Source organism: Prochlorococcus marinus str. MIT 0918, assembly GCF_027359415.1.
Lineage (GTDB): Bacteria > Cyanobacteriota > Cyanobacteriia > PCC-6307 > Cyanobiaceae > Prochlorococcus_E > Prochlorococcus_E marinus_C.
Map to the genome: position 1 here is coordinate 1,341,542 of NZ_CP114780.1, position 17,263 is coordinate 1,358,804.

General features: G+C 34.7%; 17 protein-coding genes and 1 tRNA gene. 8 read left to right on the forward strand and 10 right to left on the reverse strand.

The features are described 5' to 3' along the window. Window positions 1-82: transfer RNA gene (locus O5636_RS07240), tRNA-Leu, on the reverse strand. A 108-nt stretch (window positions 83-190) separates the two neighbouring features. On the opposite strand from O5636_RS07240, the gene accC reads away from it, so the two are divergent. Further along, window positions 191-1,534 carry an acetyl-CoA carboxylase biotin carboxylase subunit gene (gene accC / locus O5636_RS07245; RefSeq protein WP_269622139.1) on the forward strand — a complete coding sequence of 448 codons (1,344 nt, stop codon included), beginning with the start codon at window positions 191-193 and terminating at the stop codon, window positions 1,532-1,534. Window positions 1,535-1,551: 17 nt separating this feature from the next. Here accC and O5636_RS07250 read toward each other — a convergent pair whose 3' ends face one another. Next, window positions 1,552-1,860 carry a YggT family protein gene (locus O5636_RS07250; RefSeq protein ID WP_269622140.1) on the reverse strand — a complete coding sequence of 103 codons (309 nt, stop codon included), beginning with the start codon at window positions 1,858-1,860 and terminating at the stop codon, window positions 1,552-1,554. A gap of 97 nt (window positions 1,861-1,957) precedes the next feature. On the opposite strand from O5636_RS07250, the gene psbX reads away from it, so the two are divergent. Continuing rightward, a complete protein-coding gene (psbX, locus tag O5636_RS07255; RefSeq protein ID WP_269622141.1) occupies window positions 1,958-2,134 on the forward strand; it encodes a photosystem II reaction center X protein in 177 nt (58 codons plus the stop codon). 95 nt (window positions 2,135-2,229) lie between these two features. Continuing rightward, window positions 2,230-3,273, forward strand: coding sequence for a Ycf66 family protein (locus tag O5636_RS07260; RefSeq protein ID WP_269622142.1), 1,044 nt, complete (start codon window positions 2,230-2,232; stop codon window positions 3,271-3,273). A 29-nt stretch (window positions 3,274-3,302) separates the two neighbouring features. On the opposite strand, the gene O5636_RS07265 is transcribed toward O5636_RS07260, so the two are convergent. The 4 genes from O5636_RS07265 to def all read right to left on the reverse strand — a co-directional run bounded on the left by O5636_RS07265 (window position 3,303) and on the right by def (window position 6,780). Next, window positions 3,303-3,551, reverse strand: coding sequence for a chlorophyll a/b-binding protein (locus O5636_RS07265; protein ID WP_269622143.1), 249 nt, complete (start codon window positions 3,549-3,551; stop codon window positions 3,303-3,305). Between the two features lie 10 nt (window positions 3,552-3,561). After that, window positions 3,562-5,550, reverse strand: a complete 1,989-nt coding sequence (locus O5636_RS07270; protein WP_269622144.1) for an ABC transporter ATP-binding protein/permease — start codon at window positions 5,548-5,550, stop codon at window positions 3,562-3,564. A gap of 133 nt (window positions 5,551-5,683) precedes the next feature. Then, window positions 5,684-6,025 carry a histidine triad nucleotide-binding protein gene (locus tag O5636_RS07275; RefSeq protein WP_269622145.1) on the reverse strand — a complete coding sequence of 114 codons (342 nt, stop codon included), beginning with the start codon at window positions 6,023-6,025 and terminating at the stop codon, window positions 5,684-5,686. 149 nt (window positions 6,026-6,174) lie between these two features. Next, complete coding sequence (def, locus tag O5636_RS07280; RefSeq protein ID WP_269622146.1) at window positions 6,175-6,780, reverse strand: peptide deformylase; 606 nt, start codon at window positions 6,778-6,780, stop codon at window positions 6,175-6,177. Between the two features lie 61 nt (window positions 6,781-6,841). Between def and O5636_RS07285 the strand changes: the two genes are divergently transcribed. Next, on the forward strand, window positions 6,842-8,803 hold the full coding sequence (locus O5636_RS07285; protein ID WP_269622147.1) for an alpha/beta hydrolase family protein: 1,962 nt from the start codon (window positions 6,842-6,844) through the stop codon (window positions 8,801-8,803). On the opposite strand, the gene O5636_RS07290 is transcribed toward O5636_RS07285, so the two are convergent. From O5636_RS07290 to sufB, 4 genes are read right to left on the reverse strand one after another with little or no spacing between them, the layout of a single operon-like run. Beyond that, on the reverse strand, window positions 8,800-10,053 hold the full coding sequence (locus tag O5636_RS07290) for a SufS family cysteine desulfurase (protein ID WP_269622148.1): 1,254 nt from the start codon (window positions 10,051-10,053) through the stop codon (window positions 8,800-8,802). The two genes, O5636_RS07285 and O5636_RS07290, sit on opposite strands and share 4 nt — an antisense overlap. Window positions 10,054-10,066: 13 nt before the next feature. Beyond that, complete coding sequence (gene sufD, locus O5636_RS07295; protein WP_269622149.1) at window positions 10,067-11,251, reverse strand: Fe-S cluster assembly protein SufD; 1,185 nt, start codon at window positions 11,249-11,251, stop codon at window positions 10,067-10,069. Further along, window positions 11,251-12,021 (reverse strand): Fe-S cluster assembly ATPase SufC, encoded by a 771-nt coding sequence (gene sufC / locus O5636_RS07300; protein WP_269622150.1) that lies wholly within the window; start codon window positions 12,019-12,021, stop codon window positions 11,251-11,253. Before sufC ends, sufD begins: the two co-directional genes overlap by 1 nt. A 39-nt stretch (window positions 12,022-12,060) precedes the next feature. Next, window positions 12,061-13,503: a Fe-S cluster assembly protein SufB gene (gene sufB / locus O5636_RS07305; protein WP_269622151.1), complete on the reverse strand. Its 1,443-nt coding sequence runs from the start codon at window positions 13,501-13,503 to the stop codon at window positions 12,061-12,063. Window positions 13,504-13,584: 81 nt separating this feature from the next. On the opposite strand from sufB, the gene O5636_RS07310 reads away from it, so the two are divergent. The 4 genes from O5636_RS07310 to O5636_RS07325 all read left to right on the forward strand — a co-directional run bounded on the left by O5636_RS07310 (window position 13,585) and on the right by O5636_RS07325 (window position 17,254). Further along, window positions 13,585-13,938, forward strand: coding sequence for a hypothetical protein (locus O5636_RS07310; RefSeq protein WP_269622152.1), 354 nt, complete (start codon window positions 13,585-13,587; stop codon window positions 13,936-13,938). A 299-nt stretch (window positions 13,939-14,237) separates the two neighbouring features. After that, on the forward strand, window positions 14,238-15,347 hold the full coding sequence (locus O5636_RS07315) for a DUF4912 domain-containing protein (RefSeq protein ID WP_269623556.1): 1,110 nt from the start codon (window positions 14,238-14,240) through the stop codon (window positions 15,345-15,347). Window positions 15,348-15,364: 17 nt separating this feature from the next. Then, on the forward strand, window positions 15,365-15,535 hold the full coding sequence (locus O5636_RS07320) for a hypothetical protein (protein WP_269622153.1): 171 nt from the start codon (window positions 15,365-15,367) through the stop codon (window positions 15,533-15,535). A gap of 57 nt (window positions 15,536-15,592) precedes the next feature. Further along, window positions 15,593-17,254 carry an alpha-D-glucose phosphate-specific phosphoglucomutase gene (locus O5636_RS07325; RefSeq protein ID WP_269622154.1) on the forward strand — a complete coding sequence of 554 codons (1,662 nt, stop codon included), beginning with the start codon at window positions 15,593-15,595 and terminating at the stop codon, window positions 17,252-17,254. The last annotated feature ends 9 nt before the right edge of the window (window positions 17,255-17,263 follow it).

The following is a 17,263-nucleotide window of genomic DNA, read 5'->3' on the forward strand; positions in this document are numbered from 1 at the left end:
TGCGGATGGCGAGACTTGAACTCGCAAGGCCGAAGCCACACGCTCCTTAGACGTGCGTGTCTACCAATTCCACCACATCCGCAGTTGAAACAAAGTTTGAAACTAAGTCAAAGTTGATCATATACCGTATCGCTTTTTTAAAGTATGGGGCTAAGCACTGATACGATCGTTTTATCTAGTAATTGCAATAGTGTCTCTAGGCAAAGTCCTAATTGCTAATCGTGGCGAGATTGCCTTAAGAATTCTACGTAGTTGTAGAGAATTAGGCATTGCAACAGTTGCTGTTTATAGCACTACCGATAGAAATGCTTTGCATGTCCAACTTGCTGATGAAGCTGTATGCGTCGGGGATTCTCCAAGTAATAAAAGCTATTTAAATGTTCCAAATATTTTGGCTGCTGCAACTTCACGTGGTGTAGATGCAATTCATCCTGGGTATGGTTTTTTGGCTGAAAATGATCGTTTTGCAGAAATATGTAAAGACCATGGCATTGTTTTTATTGGTCCTTCCCCACATGCAATTAGATCAATGGGGGATAAAGCAACTGCTAAATCCACTATGGTTAAGGTAGGAGTGCCAACGGTGCCTGGGAGTGAAGGATTATTGGCGAACTGGGAAGAAGCTGCATCATTAGCAAGTGAAATGGGTTATCCAGTCATGATTAAGGCCACTGCAGGCGGCGGTGGAAGAGGTATGAGATTAGTTAATAGCTCTGAATCTATTGAAGAGCTTTTCAAGGCTGCTCAAGGTGAATCAGAAGCTGCATTTGGAAATTCTGGTTTATACATGGAAAAATTTATTGAAAGACCAAGGCATGTTGAAGTACAGATTTTGGCAGATAGTTTTGGTAATGTTGTTCACCTTGGAGAAAGAGATTGTTCGATTCAAAGGAGACATCAAAAATTATTAGAAGAGTCTCCAAGCCCTGCCTTGGATGACGGTTTAAGAATTCGTATGGGAGAGGCTGCAGTTTCAGCGGCAAAAAGTATTGATTATGAAGGTGCTGGCACAGTTGAGTTTTTGCTTGATCGTTCAGGAAATTTTTATTTTATGGAAATGAATACACGTATTCAGGTTGAGCATCCTGTAACTGAAATGGTTACAGGAATTGATTTAGTGGCAGAACAACTTCGAATTGCTGGCGGGGAACGTCTTCTTTGCTCTCAACAAGAAATCCAACTCAGAGGCCATGCTATTGAATGTAGGATTAATGCAGAGGATTCACAACATAATTTCCGACCTTCTCCAGGCAGAATTACTGGCTGGTTGCCCCCGGGAGGACCTGGAGTAAGAGTTGATAGCCATGTATATACTGGATATGACATACCACCTTTTTATGATTCTTTGATTGGAAAATTAATAGTTTGGGGTCGTGATCGTGAAACTGCTTTAAAAAGAATGAAGAGAGCTTTGAATGAATGTGCTGTTACTGGGATACCCACCACCATAGATTTTCACTTGCAATTACTTGATCGGGATGAGTTTTTGAAAGGTGATGTTCATACAAAATTTGTAGAGCAGGAAATGATCTGATTGAAAAAGGTTTTTAATTATGCTTGCATTGTTTGTTTGATAACTATTTGAGCAATTATTCCTTGAGGCCCAACTAATAATTCTCTAATAAGAGTAATTACACCGAACCAAATAACTGGCGTAATATCAACCCCACCGATTGGTGGAATACAACGACGTGTAGGTGCTAAAAACACTTCAGTAGGAAGGTAAAAGAAAACCCAAAATCCTTTACTGACATTGACTTGTGGATACCAGGTAAGGACTATTCTCATCAAGAAGGTCAGACTCCATCCAGCTAAAAGAAAACCCATTAAGAAATGGATGATTGGGAGTTTTTCTATCATGATTGGCGTCACAAAGCTCTAAGCATCTGTGCATCTATCGTATAAAGATGCTTTTACTTCGTAAGATTATTATGTTTTTGCTTTTATAAGCGCTGTAATGGCTTTTATTTTGTCAAATCTAATTTTCGGTGCTTCTGTCTCAAGTCAGGCTGCGACTAACTCAGCTGTAGGCATGATTGGCAGCTTTTTAGCTGCTGGTGCCTTGATTGTTGTTCCTGCTGCATTTGCTTTGCTTTGGGTTTCTCAGAAAGATCAACTTCAACGAAATAGGTAAAGGCTAGGGCTAGGCAATTCCTGCTTATTTCTTAGACTGAAAACAAGTGACGTAGTTTTCTATTTCACTTATGGATTTTTTCGTGGAGTTTTACTTTGGTCAATGCCAGTCTGAATTGGGCCAGCATTGTAGGGATTGCCTTGGCCATATGTGGCGGAGGCCTTTATTTCTTACGATCCTTTAAGCCAGCACTTGCTCGCGATTACGATGTTTTTTTTGCAGCAATTGGTTTGCTGTGTGGAGGCATATTGTTTTTCCAGGGATGGCGATTAGATCCCATTCTGCAATTTGGACAATTTTTGTTAGCTGGCACTACAGTTTTCTTTGCTTATGAGAGTGTTCGCCTTCGAGGAATTGCTACTGATCAAGCTAGGAGATCATCCTATTTTGATGATGAATTGGATTCTAACCCTATTCCCAATTCAGGATTTAGATCTAGAAGAGGCGACGATTTTGAACAATTTCAGGAAGAGCCCATAAATCGTCGTTTCTCAGGTAGAGATGAACAAGATTATGAGGAAGAAGAAGAAGATTTTTATCGGTCTAGAAGAACTGCTAGACCAGCAATTCCTGAACAGGCTGCTAGCAGAAGAATGAGATCTCAGAGGGATTCTATGAGAGATGATGGAATTGCTTCTAGACGCATGGCCAGATTTCAAAATGATAAAACTGAGGACGAGATTGGAAGCCGATCGACCTTTGGTGAGCGCAGAACAGTTCGTCAAGAAGGTAAACGAGGAAGTAGGCCTCGAGCTAATACTCAAACTTCAAGACCCAGAAATGATTCATCACAATCTCCTAAAGGCATTAGAAGAAATGAAGGTATGAGAAGAAATGAAGGTATTAGAAGAAATGAAGGTATTAGAAGAAATGAAGGTATGAGAAGAAATGAAAGAGATTTTAAATCAACTGCAGATAGATATTCTGCTCCTAAAGGAAACCCTATTTCTGATAAAGCTGAAGATGCTGCGTTTTCTTCTCCTAACTCTCCATCATTACGCAGACGAAGTGTTCAGAGTGATAGTTCAGACAAGTTTAAATCTAATCAAAATATTCAACGCTCAGGGAGACCTTCTTCTAATTCGAATACAAGGCAACGTTCTAGACCACGAGATAACTCTTCAAGGTTTGATGATTAGAAAGCTTATTCACCTTAAGCAAACTTCAATTAAGGAATTAATCCAGCCCAATGGAGAAAGCCTGAATGACTAAAAGTTTCTATTAGCAAAATTGCTGTGAAACCAATCATTGCAAAACGACCATTAACTCTTTCTGCATATCCACTCCAACCAAATGAAGGAATATCTGTAGTAGTTGCACTAGGCGTTTCGTTAATCTTCTTATTGCGCTCAATTTTTTCTTGAGCATTTTTGTTGGAAGATTCCACTTGTGATAATTCTGAATTGTTGGATGTCATAAAAGGGAAATTACTCTCTATTGAACTCGTAGTTGGATGATGAATTGAGACTCCATGAACCATCTCCTGATAGCTTCAGGATTGATTCGTGAAAGTCGATTAGTGTTGGCCTATGCCCAACACTAATGACAGCAAGATCTCTTTTCTTTAACAAACTATATAAGTGCTCTTCTGTATTTATATCTAAAGCACTAGTTGCTTCATCTAAAACTGCAAATCTTGGAGAATTTAAAAGTAATCTACCAAATGCCAATCTTTGTTGTTCCCCTAGCGAGAGGATTCTTGGCCAATCTTGCTTAATAGTTAGATCAGGATAACGCTTGATTAGTGAGGAAAGATTGACTTCATTGAGAACTGATTTAAGTTGCTCATCACTAAATTTATCTTGATCAGTTGGATAACAAAGTTGCTCCCTTAATGAGCCTAAAATCATATAAGGTTTTTGAGGAATAAATAAAAGATCACCTGTTTTTGGCCGTTCAACTGTCCCATTAGCAGGCTGCCATAAGCCACTAATCATTCTCAAAAGAGATGTTTTTCCACAACCTGAAGGCCCTACAACTAATAAGCTATCATTTTGATTAATACTTAAACTTAAATCATTAATTATTGGTTTATTATTACCAGGTGGATAAAGGTTTGCATTTTTAATTAAGATTGATTGATTTGATAAGTATGAATTTTTAAAAGGTTCTTCAGTTTTTTTACTAATGGTTTCAACTTGTGATTGAAATCCTTCTAATCTGCTAATGCCAGCAGTGAATTTAGCTAATTCTTCAATTTGATTAACAACAAAGAATAAAGATCCTTCTACCATGCTGAAAGCAAAACTTGCTTGAATGAATCTTCCATAATCAATTTCACCTGCAAAATAAGGGATTGCCATAATTAAATAAGGAAAGAAATTACCCGCATAATTAATGGATCTTCTCATTACATCAATAATTACTCTCCATATAATCAGAAGATTAAAGTTCTCAACGACTTCATTAAGCCTTCTGTTGGTCTCAGCTTTCTCAGGTTCTTCTCCAGAATAAAAAGCAATTGATTCAGCGTTATCTCTAATATGAACTAAACCATATCTAAAATCAGCTTCGAATCTAAGTTGATCAAAATCAATTCTTACTAAATTCTTCCCTGCGATAATTAATACACTTGTTGCAAAAGCTGCATATCCAAAAAGAGATAAGGTAAGTGTTTTACTTATAGTCCATAAGATAATTATATTAAGTGAGAAAGTAAGAAAAGCATCGAAGATACCTAATGTGAAAGACAAACTTTGACCTGTAAATGCTTTAGTATCATCTGTAATTCTTTGATCTGGATTGTCTACATCCGTTGCTTCTTCATCATTTGGATTGAGAATATAATAGGCTTTATTTTTCATATAATCTGATATCAGACTGTTGGAAAGCCATTCTCTCCAAATAATGCCAAGTTTATAAGTAAAAAATATTTGAGAGACCCGAATGGGTAATGCTATAGCAAAGCAACAAGCATAGATTCCTAAAATTCTATAAAATCCTGTCTCTTGTTTTTCTACTAAAGCATTTGTTAAATCTCTAGCTATAAAACCAATACCAGCATTTATTCCATTTACAGCTAAAAGCATTAATACAATTACACCTAATAGAACCCAATGAACCCATCTTTTATTTCTTAATTGATGTCTAAAGTTGAAAAAATTTAAGCTTCCAATAAGAAAGATCCCTATAAAGAAAACCCCCCACCAACTTTCCCATATAAATTCAACTGTTCCAACGACTCCTCCAAAATATTTTTCTAACAGAATGGGTTGTAGTCTTTCAAAGATTTGTATTAAAGTAGTTAAAAAAAACAGTACTAGGCCACCCACACAAAATAGTAATGAAATTAGAAGCCATATAAAATTCCATCCACTGCTTTGTTCAAGTGGTAGAAAAAAAGGCTGAGCTAATTTTCTTAAACTTGTTAGCTGATCTTGAAACCTTTTATTATTAGCAATAGTTTTTTCATTCATAGCAATACCATAAGCTTTTATTTATGCAAAAATACAATAGATCCAATTATATTGTTAATAGCCAGATTAATCTGAAAAAGCTTCAAATTCTCATCAAATTCTCTGATCATTAGTTTATTTTGTAACGCTAGAATTATCCAGGAGGCCAAGTTAATTTTCTTCCTCCAATTACATGTATATGCAAGTGAAAGACGGTTTGACCAGCTTCAGAACCTGTATTAATAATTGTTCGCCAATCTTTTAAACCTTCTTGTTGAGCTATTTGTGCAGAAACTAGCAGTAAATGACCAAGCATTTCTTTGTCTTCCACTTCTGCATCCTTAATACTCTTTAGAGGCTTTCTAGGGATAATTAGTATATGAACAGGTGCTTGTGGTTGAATATCGCGAAATGCTAGGCATTGTTCATCGCTATAAACCTCATCACAAGGTATTTCTCCTTTGATAATTTGGCTGAAAACTGTTTCTTGGGTCATAATTGAATGTTGCTTTTCTTTCTAAGATTCTAACGTGAATAGTGATTAATTAACTTTGTAATTAAGAACCATATTTGTTAATTTTAATTATTAAAAATTTTCATTATGAAATTATTAATAGCCATTTAAATCATTCAAACTAGTTTATTTTATGTTATTGCTAAAACATCTTTTTCATTAAATCCATTTTCTTTCAGTTCTTGTTTAAGGTCTTGACTATTAGTAACTCTATCAACAAAAAGTACACCGTTTAAATGGTCCATTTCATGTTGAATACATCTTGATAATAGGCCGTCCGTATTTAGTTTTTTTGGCCGCCCCATTTCATCCCTGTAATTCACTTTTATTGATGAAGGCCTAATAACATTTAAATATACTCCTGGAATACTTAAACAACCTTCCTCATAAGTATCTATTGATGCGCTAAAATCGGTTATTTCAGGATTAATGAATACCATTGGAGGAGAAGTTGAGTCTTCAATGTCTAAATCAATAACTAATAATTGCTGTTGAATTCCTATTTGAGGTGCAGCAAGCCCAATACCTTTGGCAGAATACATGCTATGTAGCATTTTTTTTACCAATTCTCTAACGCTTGAGTCTACTTTGCTAATTCGCTGAGCATTTTGCCGAAGGGCAGAATTTCCAAGAGTGTGGATTTGCAGTTCAGGTTTATCTATTGGCTTCTTTGATATAGCAAGAGAAGTCCTCTTCTTTTCAGCATTAATAGCAAGTTGTGTAAAACTTCTAGCCAAGGAGGATTGATTTCAAGATGATTTATTTTACCTATTTTAGGAACTATTAGAAAATTTTCGTATGACATTCAGAGATAAACAAGTTTCTAACAGTGAAATAATTCACAATCATCCATTAAATGCTGCAAGTGTGGTTAGTTGTTCTCCAAAGCCTAAAGAACCTAAAATTTTAGGTAAATGGGTAGTTTGGCAAGAGCAAAGAACTAATGACTCAGGTCGAACAACAGTTCTCGCAAGACCTTGGGGTCAACTTGGCGTTACCCCGCAAGAGTTAACACCTTCTCCTTGGAATATAAGAAGTCGAGTTCATGGCTATGGTGGTGGTGCTTTGGCAGCTGCCTGTTATTTAGATAGGTTGCTTTTAGTTTGGGTAGAAGATTCTACTGGGTGTTTATGGTCACAAATATGGGAAGGAATTAATGATATCTCTCCATTTAATGACTCTCAATTAATTCCGATTAATGAGCCATTATGTATTTCAAAAAAAGATCAATCATTCTTTGGAGATGGTTTAATTGATCTAAAAAGGATGCTTTGGTTAGGGTTGATGGAAAGAGAAGGAAGAGATTATTTAGTGACTTTATCTTTGGAAAAAGAATTTCAGAATCCAAGAATTATATATGAAGCATTGGGATTTTTAGGATATCCAAAGTTAAGTCCTGACAACATGCAATTAGCATGGGTGGAGTGGAAAGAACCTTTTATGCCTTGGGATCAAAGTGATCTGATGGCAGCTTCTTTATCAAAGTCAGGAGATTTTAATTTAATCAAATCATTGATTAAAAGTTCATCTTCAAATCCCTTATCAGTTTTTCAACCAATTTGGTTGGATAATTATCATTTATTAGTCTCTGATGATAGTAATGGATGGTGGAATCTAAAGTTATTAAAGGTAGATATTATTAATGAATTAATTGAGAAATACAAAAAGACTTGGGATGTAAAAGCTGAAACTGCTATGCCTCAATGGGTTGCAGGAATGTCGACAATATCTTGTTCTGATGGTCTAATTTTAGCTTTAAGTTGTAAGGAATCTCAATGGAATCTTAATTTTATGCAGCCAAACGGAACTGTTGAAAAAATTAATTTACCTTTTGATGATCTTGCATATTTGGATGTTAATCAAGGTAGGGGAGTTATGGTTGCTAGTAATTCTTTCCAAGAACCGATTATTTTGGAAGTTGATTTAACTAATAAGAATTGGAATCATCAATTAAAAAGTAGACCTATAGCTTTAGTGGATAATCAAATTAGTGTAGGAGAATCTATTTGGTTTAAAGGTTATAACTCAAAATTGACTCATGCTTGGTTTTATCCACCATCTCGAGAGATTTCTGAAAAGAAACCGCTATTACTTAAAATTCATAGTGGTCCCACAGCAATGGCCTCTAGAGGGTTAAATTTATCTATTCAATTTTGGACTTCTAGAGGCTGGTCAGTTTTAGATGTAAATTATGGAGGATCCACTGGATTTGGGAGATGTTATCGTGATCGTCTAAAAGCAGAATGGGGTAGAACAGATGTTTTTGATTGTTATTTAGCAACGATGGAACTCATACGTTTAGGTAAAGTAGATAAAGAATATATTGCGATTGAAGGTTCTAGCGCAGGAGGTTTTACAGCTTTAAGTTGTTTATCCTTGTTCCCTATTTTCAAAGCAGCTTCATGTAAATACCCTGTTAGTGATTTATTAGCCATGCAAAAATCAACCCATCGCTTTGAGGAGAATTATTTAGATTATTTATTAGGTACTTTTTCAGTCAATAATAAGGAATACAAAAGTCGTTCTCCAATTAATAATATTGATCAAATTAATAGTCCAGTTATTATCTTCCATGGTTTAGAAGATAAGGTTATTCAATTAGATCAGATAACTAATTTTTCTCTTAAGCTAAAAAGAAAAAGTGTTCCTGTTGAACTTCATACTTTTCCAAACGAAGGACATGGTTTTAAAGAAGCATCTAGTAATATTAAGGTTCTAACTCTTACTGAAAAATTCTTTGTTAATCATTTAGGAATTTAAGAATGTTTTCTTAACAATGAAATCGAATTAACAAGTTCTTTAGAAAATAAATCTATTTCTTTTTTCGTTGTTGTAAAGCTAAGACTAGCACGAGCAGATGAATTTAAACCATAATATTTATGCAGAGGTTGGCAACAGTGGTGTCCACTTCTAATACAAATATTATTAAGATCTAGCAACTCAGATAAATCATTTGAATGTATACCATCTATAGAAAAAGTTACTAATGAGCCTCTATTTTCTTGTTGAATTGGTGATGGACCTAAAATTTTAATACCCTCGATTTTTTCCAACTTGTTAAAAAGATATTCAGTTAGTTCTTTTTCATAAGCACTAATATTCTTTAAACCTATGTTTTGAAGATACTTAATAGCTTCGCCCATTGCAATTGCTTCTCCAATCGCCGGTGTCCCTGCTTCAAATTTAAATGGTAAGTCTGCCCAGTTGCTTTTATAAAGGGAAACATCTTGGATCATTTCTCCACCACCTAGGAAAGGTGGCATTATTTCTAATATTTCTTCTCGCGCCCACAAGAAACCACAACCAGTTGGGCCACAAATTTTATGGGAAGATCCAGCTAAAAAATCTATATTTAATTCATTGATATTTATTTCTTTATGTGCGAGACTTTGACATGCATCAAGTAATACTAATGCTCCTGCACTGTGAGCAATTTCAGTAATTGTTTGAATAGGATTACAGGTTCCTAGTGTATTACTTATATGAAGTAAACTTACCAGACGAGTTTTTTCATTGATTTTAAGACGTAAATCATTAATATCTAGCTCTCCAGTATCTGTTAGTCCTATATAACTAAGTTTGCACTTTTTCTTTTCTGCAAGAATTTGCCATGGAACAATATTGCTATGGTGTTCCATTAAAGTAATTAAGATTTCATCGCCTTCTTTTAGTTGTGAGCTTCCCCAAGAGTTTGCTACTAGATTTATAGCTTCTGTTGCATTACGTGTGAAAATAATTTCTCTATTGGATTTTGCTTGAATGAAGTCAGATGTTATTTGCCTAGCTTCTTCAAAAGCTTCAGTAGCTTTAGCACTTAATTGATGTGCTCCTCGATGAACATTTGCATTTTCATATTGGTAATAATGTATTAATTTATCAATTACTTGTTTTGGCTTTTGACTGGTTGCGGCATGATCTAAATAAATTAAATTTGTCTGTAGATTATTGATATCTGAAAAAAGAGCAAAATCTTTTCTGGTTATTTCTGCTAAATTATTTTTTTGATTCATGTTAATTGTATTGCTATAAATTATTATCTAGAAAAGAAAATCTTTCAATTTTAAAAGGAAGATCTTTGATGATTTCTTCGCAGAAACCTGTAATTAGTAGTTCCTGTGCTTCATTACATTTAATACCTCTACTTTGTAAATAAAAAAGTTCTTCTTGTTCTAATTGGCTAACTGTTGCACCATGACTACATTGCACATCATCAGCAATGATTTTCAATTGAGGACTAGTGTCAATTTTAGCTGTTGAGGATAGTAAAAGATTTTTACTTAATTGTGATGCTTCTGTTTTCTGTGCTATTTCAGGAACGTCAATTAATCCATGAAAAATAGAGTGTGCCCTGTCACTTGAAATAGCCTTTTGTGTTTGATTAACAGACCCATTAGGACCATTAAATTTAATAAATGAATAAGTAGATAGTTGTTCACTATTATTGGCAAGTTGTAATCCTTTAATATCACTTTTTGCATTACCTTTAATTTGAATTATATGTTCTTCTATGCGACTTAATTGCCAACCTTCTTGAAAACAAGTTAATTTATAACTACTTTTTTCATTTTGCTCAACTGATATTGTTGCTAGTAATTTTGATAAGCTTTTGCCAATAGCAATTACCCTATGATTAACTTTTGCATTTTTTTCAACAAAAATTTCTATTAAGTGACTATGAGAAGATCCTTTCTCTCCTTCTAAATGTTCTGTAATATCAATGGAAGCTCCTTCTTCGATTATTAATATTATTCTTGATGAACTTAATAATTCTTGCGAATCTTTGATTATTACTTCCAATGATGACTTTGTACCTTTCTTTATCTTTAGTCCAATTATATTATTTGCCGTAGCTTCATTGATATTCTTGAGAAAATCATGGTCTGAATTTTCTATTAGAGATTTCTTATTGTATAAGATTTGCTTAATTTCTAGTGGTTCTAACTGTTCAATATTTTGGGGCTTTTGATCTAACTTATTTGAGATCTCTTGTGAATCTAATTTAATTTCAATGAACTGACCTTGAGGGTTTAAAGGCACATTAAATAGCTCTTTAAGATTTTCTCTATTGGTTAATCTCCACCCTTCAAGTTTTTTCTTTGGTAGTCCATGTTTTTTGAGTAAATCTTTAGCTTGATCTTGTATTTGTTTTAAATAACCATCATTATCAGGCAGGGTGTCCAGCCATATTTCAAACATGTTGGTTTTCATTATTCGGTCCTATTATTTTCAAATTCTTCATAACCTTTGCTTTCTAGTTCTATTGCTAATTCTTTTGAACCAGTTTTTATAATTTCCCCATCTTTCATAATATGAACGAAATGAGGCTGTATTTCATTTAAAAGGCGTTGATAATGTGTAATTAGTATTGTCGCTTTATTGTTAGAATGTATTTGATTAATTCCATTTGCTACTGTTCTCAGAGCATCTATATCTAACCCTGAATCTGTTTCATCTAAGATTGACAGAGTAGGTTCCAATATTGCCATTTGCAAGATTTCATTTCGTTTTTTCTCACCTCCAGAAAATCCTTGATTTAAGCCTCTTTCGAGGAAGTCTTTGCTCATTTTTACTATTTCTAGTTTATGTTCTATCCATTCTTCAAATTCAAAAATATCTAGTTCACTTTCATTTTTTTCTTTTCTTTTAGCGTTCACAGCAACTCTAAGAAAATCAATGTTTTTAACACCTGGTATTTCTATTGGATATTGGAAACCTAAGAAAATACCTTTCTTAGAACGATCTTCAGGTTCCAATTCACTTATATTTGTATCTTCATATAAGATTTCTCCTGATTCAATGGAATACGAAGGGTGGCCAGCAATAACTTTAGATAATGTACTTTTACCACTACCGTTTCTTCCCATAATTGCATGAATTTCTCCTTCAAATACTTGAAGATTCAAACCATTCAATATGGTCTTACCTTCTATTCCTACATGTAGATCTTTTAATTCTAAGATGATCTTTTTTTGAGTCATTTTGGTAGCGTTTTTAGTAAATTAAACAAAATTGAATACTCATCCAACAGTACCTTCTAGCTTTAAGCCTAGTAAGCTATCTGCCTCAGAAGCAAATTCCATAGGCAATTCATTAAATACATCACGACAAAAGCCGCTAACCATCATTGAAATTGCTTCTTCTGAATCTATTCCTCGACTTTTTAGATAAAAAAGTTGTTCTTCAGAAATTTTAGAGGTGCTTGCTTCGTGCTCTATAGAAGAGTTTTTTTGGTATGAATGTATATAGGGATAGGTATTTGCTTTGGCTTTGCTTCCAATTAATAGTGAGTCACATTGACTATAATTTTTTGCACCTTCCGCTTTATTTCCAATATGAACCAGACCTCTATAGCTATTTTTTGAGTTGCCAGCACTTATTCCTTTACTGATAATAGTTGATTTACTACCTTTGCCTATGTGGATCATTTTAGTGCCAGTATCTGCTATTTGTTTGTTATTAGTTAATGCTACAGAATAAAATTCACCTATAGAATTTTCACCTTCTAAAATACAGCTTGGATATTTCCAGGTTATAGAAGACCCTGTTTCAACTTGTGACCAGCTGATTTTGCTTTTCTTACCTTTACACCTCCCTCTTTTAGTGACAAAATTATATATTCCTCCTATACCATTTTTATCCCCAGCATACCAATTTTGGACGGTTGAATATTTGATTGTTGCTTCATCTAATGCAATTAGTTCTACTACTGCAGCATGCAGAGTATTAGTATCAAACATTGGAGCAGTACAACCTTCTAAATAACTTACTGAGGACTTTTCTTCAGCGATGATTAATGTTCTTTCAAATTGTCCTGTATCTCCTGAATTAATTCTGAAATATGAGGATAATTCCATTGGGCATTCTATACCTTTAGGAATATAGACAAATGAACCGTCACTAAATACGGCAGAATTTAGTGCTGCAAAATAATTATCATTAATTGGTACGACTGAGCCCAAATATTTTTGTATAAGATCTGGGTGATTTTGTACTGCTTCGCTAATTGAGCAAAATATAACTCCAACTTCACCTAGCTTTTTTTTAAATGTAGTTGCAATTGAAACACTATCAAAAATAGCATCTACTGCTACATTAGATAGACGTTTTTGTTCAGTAAGTGGTATACCAAGCTTATCAAATGTTTCTAATATTTTAGGGTCAACCTCATCAAGACTATTTTTTTTCTCAATATTTTTTGGTGCTGCATAATAAATTATATCCTGATAATCAATAGCTGGATAACCTAAGTCTGCCCATTTGGGTTCTTCCATGCTTTTCCACTTTTGAAAAGCTTTTAGACGAAAATCTAATAAAAAACTTGGCTCATTTTTTTTTCTAGAAATTAGTTGAATAATTTCTTCATTAATACCTTTGGGTATTTTTTCGCTTTCGATGTCCGTTAAGAAACCATATTGATATGATTTCTCTAGAACTTGGGAGATGGTTTTGTTGCTAGTCATGGCTATCGAAAGCACTACCCAAAAGGGGTAAAAATGACATAAATACCTTAGGTTACATAGTATACAAAGATACGATCTAGAATGTACGAACAGTCAGAAGATTATAGTAATAGTCCTTTGACTTTGGAAGAACTTAAACGGATTGATAATACTAGTCTTTCTTCACGTGATAAGCATTTTCTTAGAATTCTTGGACATTGCCTCGCTTGTTTCAAGGAAATGAATACTGACTTAGAAAATGGAGCACTTCCTAGTGAGCTAGAACGTTGTGAATGGTTGCTAGCTAGCACTTCTTACAAGCCAGACGATCCTTTTGTTGCTTTGTTACTAGAGCAATTTGCTTCAGCAGCGACTCAATTGGAAGAATTAGCTGAGAGATATCAAATTTCTCCTTTGGAATTAACAATTGACCATTTAATTAATTTTCTTCATTGATCGGAATACTGCACAGGAAGGGAAATTTCTATATTGATCCCAAAGAAAACATATGGAAAATTCCTAGTAAAATTCCTTTTCCAGGAGGATTGTGATCCTATTTATAAATTATAAAAACTCATTTATTCTTTTTGAATGATTTTTTCAACTCTTCTTTCATAGCAAGACTTTTCCTGATCTTGCATAATTTCCCCATCTGTTGTTGTAGTCAGTAGATGCTGACCACAGCCACGAAAAACTTCCAATATGAGGAAAATCAGAACATACTGATCCCGAACAAAAACGGAGGTTCTACAGACGTGGCCCAAGATAAAGAATTATTGTCACGTTTAACCCTTCGTCAATTGCGGATTAAAGCGAGTGATTTAAAGATCCCTCTTTATAGTCGTAAGTCCAAAGCTTCATTAATTAAGGAAATCACTGCTTATTCTGATAGAGAGCAAGCAGAAAAAAAATTATTATCTCTTTCTTCTTTAAATCCTCTAAAGGAAAAATTAGGATCCCATTCATTTTCTCAATTCAAGAAAGAAACCAGGGTTGTGTTTCTACCTAGAGATCCTGAATGGGCCTATGTTTTTTGGGAAATTTCAGAATCTGATCGTAAAAAAGCTCAATCTCAAGGTGCAAGTAGACTTTGTTTAAGATTGTCTGACGCTACTGGAACAAAAAATGGCTTTAGTAATAAAGGAACTTTAAGAGAAATTATTGTTGATAGTCATAGTACTGAATGGTATTTACCTATTCCTCTTGGGGATAGGGATTATCAAGTAGAGCTTGGGTATCGTCATTCATCACAATGGATTTCATTAGCTTTTTCTTCAATTGCAAGAGTACCTTCATTGCACCCTAGTCAACAGGTCTTAGATCAATTTGTTCCATTTAGTTTGGATGCAACTCCTAGCCAAGATGTAGTTGAGGAAGAAAATAATTTCTTTTCTGATCAAAGAGATAGTGGATTACATGAGCGCTTATACAAAACAGCTACAACTAATTTCCGTAAATCTCGTATAGGTTCAGAAGAGTTCCAAGAGCGCGGTGCCTTTGAGGATTCTCTGTCAGAATTAAGTGATTCTGGCTCTGGACTTTGGGCAAGTGGTCACAACGAATCTGGAGTAGGTGGTGTTCAACCAAGAGAAAGGTCTTTTTGGCTAATAGCAGATGCAGAATTAATTGTTTATGGTTCTACAGATCCATCAGCGAAATTAAAAATAGGTGGAGAAGATATTCCATTGGCTTCTGATGGAACTTTTAGATTACAAGTTCCTTTTAGAGATGGATTACAAAATTATCTAATTGAAGCCACTGATGCGAAAGGTGAACAAAAGCGAAATATTAATATGAAGTTTGAACGTGTAACTCCTCAAGACAATACAAATCCAATTGATAAGGCTAAGTCAGAATGGTTTTAAAGCTTTGATTCTGTAAAATGGCGCGTTGGTTTGTGGCAGTTACACCTCTTGCAGGTGCAATACTTTTTCCTTTACTAATACCTATTACTATTAGTCGCTTTGGAATCAGTTCTGGTGTTCTTGCTGCTCTGTTTCTGAGTATCCTATGGTTTGTAGCAATGCTTCGAACCTCAGAGATGCCTCATTGAAATCAAGCTGAGTAAGGTTCTCAGTAGTTCATTTAATCGTAAGATGTTTTTTCTCTAATGCCTGTTCAAGATTCTTCATTAGACAATAATCAATTTAAGGTAGTTTTAAATACTCCTTTTAATGATCAAAAGCCTGGTACTTCAGGTTTACGTAAGAGTACAAAGTATTTTCAACAACCTCATTACTTAGAAAGCTTTATTGAGTCAATTTTGCAAACTCTTCCTGGGGTTAAGGGAGGAGTATTAGTAATTGGTGGGGATGGTCGATTTGGAAATAGAAGTGCTATTGATGTCATTATTCGAATGGCAGCTGCAAATCAAGTTAAAAGGATAATTACAACTGTTGATGGCATTCTTTCTACTCCAGCTGCTTCTAATTTAATTAGAATGCATCAAGCAGTCGGCGGCATAATTCTTTCTGCTAGTCATAACTCAGGAGGCCCTGATGGGGATTTTGGTGTAAAAGTTAATGGTTCTAATGGAGGACCAGCTAATGAATCTTTAACAGACGCAATTTATGCATATACAAAAAAACTGGATGCATATCACATAATTAATCATCAGCCAATTGATCTTGCTTTGCCTGGCCAATATCATATTTCTTCAATGACTATAGACGTGATTGATGGCATAGACGATTACATTGAGTTAATGCAAAAGACTTTTGATTTTGATAAAATTAGCTCTTTGTTGAAAAATGACTTTTGCATTGCATTTGATGCATTAAATGCTGTAACAGGGCCTTATGCTAAAAGGTTGTTTGAAGATATTTTGGGTGCTTCGCCTGGGACGGTGAGAAATGCAATACCCTTAGAAGATTTTGGAGGTTGTCATCCTGATCCTAATTTAACTTATGCAAAAGAATTAGCTGATTTATTGCTTAATGGAGAACAATATTCATTTGGAGCTGCTTGTGATGGCGATGGTGATAGGAACATGATTTTAGGACGCAATTGTTTTGTAAATCCCAGTGATAGTCTTGCTGTATTAACTGCGAATGCTCATTGCGTTCCTGCTTATGCCAATAAATTAGTAGGAGTAGCTCGTTCAATGCCAACTAGCTCGGCTGTAGATATTGTTGCAAAGCACTTAGGGATCGACTGCTTTGAAACTCCAACTGGTTGGAAATTTTTTGGGAATCTTTTAGATTCAGGCCAAATTAATCTTTGTGGAGAAGAAAGTTTTGGTACTGGTAGCAATCATGTGCGAGAAAAAGATGGGTTATGGGCAGTGCTTTTCTGGTTGCAAATTTTGGCTGAGAAAAAGTGTTCTGTAAAAGATCTAATGAATCTACATTGGAGACGCTTTGGACGTCATTATTATTCTAGACATGATTATGAATCAATTTCGAATGACATAGCCAATGATTTATATGAGACAGCTGAATTCAAATTACCTGCATTAATCGGAGGTTCCTTTGCTGGTCGTAATGTCTCATTAGCAGATAACTTTACTTATAAAGATCCTGTGGATGGCTCAATTACTACTCGCCAAGGTTTGAGAATTCTATTAGATGATGGTAGTAGAGTAGTTTTACGTTTATCTGGTACAGGCACAAAAGGTGCAACTTTACGAGTCTATTTAGAAAGTTATGTATCTCCACAGGGAAATTTGCACCAAAATCCTCAAAATGCGCTTTCAGATATGATTCAGGCTATTGATTCTTTTGCAGAAATCACGGAAAGAACTGGTATGCAGGTTCCTACAGTTATTACTTGAATTAACAGC

Excerpts from the sequence above, each read along its gene's own strand:
- O5636_RS07250 (WP_269622140.1), bottom strand. The coding sequence starts at position 1,860 with ATGATAGAAAAACTCCCAATCATCCATTTCTTAATGGGTTTTCTTTTA.
- psbX (WP_269622141.1), top strand. The coding sequence starts at position 1,958 with ATGGCTTTTATTTTGTCAAATCTAATTTTCGGTGCTTCTGTCTCAAGT.
- O5636_RS07265 (WP_269622143.1), bottom strand. The coding sequence starts at position 3,551 with ATGACATCCAACAATTCAGAATTATCACAAGTGGAATCTTCCAACAAA.
- O5636_RS07270 (WP_269622144.1), bottom strand. The coding sequence starts at position 5,550 with ATGAATGAAAAAACTATTGCTAATAATAAAAGGTTTCAAGATCAGCTA.
- O5636_RS07275 (WP_269622145.1), bottom strand. The coding sequence starts at position 6,025 with ATGACCCAAGAAACAGTTTTCAGCCAAATTATCAAAGGAGAAATACCT.
- O5636_RS07285 (WP_269622147.1), top strand. The coding sequence starts at position 6,842 with ATGACATTCAGAGATAAACAAGTTTCTAACAGTGAAATAATTCACAAT.
- O5636_RS07290 (WP_269622148.1), bottom strand. The coding sequence starts at position 10,053 with ATGAATCAAAAAAATAATTTAGCAGAAATAACCAGAAAAGATTTTGCT.
- sufD (WP_269622149.1), bottom strand. The coding sequence starts at position 11,251 with ATGAAAACCAACATGTTTGAAATATGGCTGGACACCCTGCCTGATAAT.
- sufC (WP_269622150.1), bottom strand. The coding sequence starts at position 12,021 with ATGACTCAAAAAAAGATCATCTTAGAATTAAAAGATCTACATGTAGGA.
- sufB (WP_269622151.1), bottom strand. The coding sequence starts at position 13,503 with ATGACTAGCAACAAAACCATCTCCCAAGTTCTAGAGAAATCATATCAA.
- O5636_RS07310 (WP_269622152.1), top strand. The coding sequence starts at position 13,585 with ATGTACGAACAGTCAGAAGATTATAGTAATAGTCCTTTGACTTTGGAA.
- O5636_RS07320 (WP_269622153.1), top strand. The coding sequence starts at position 15,365 with ATGGCGCGTTGGTTTGTGGCAGTTACACCTCTTGCAGGTGCAATACTT.
- O5636_RS07325 (WP_269622154.1), top strand. The coding sequence starts at position 15,593 with ATGCCTGTTCAAGATTCTTCATTAGACAATAATCAATTTAAGGTAGTT.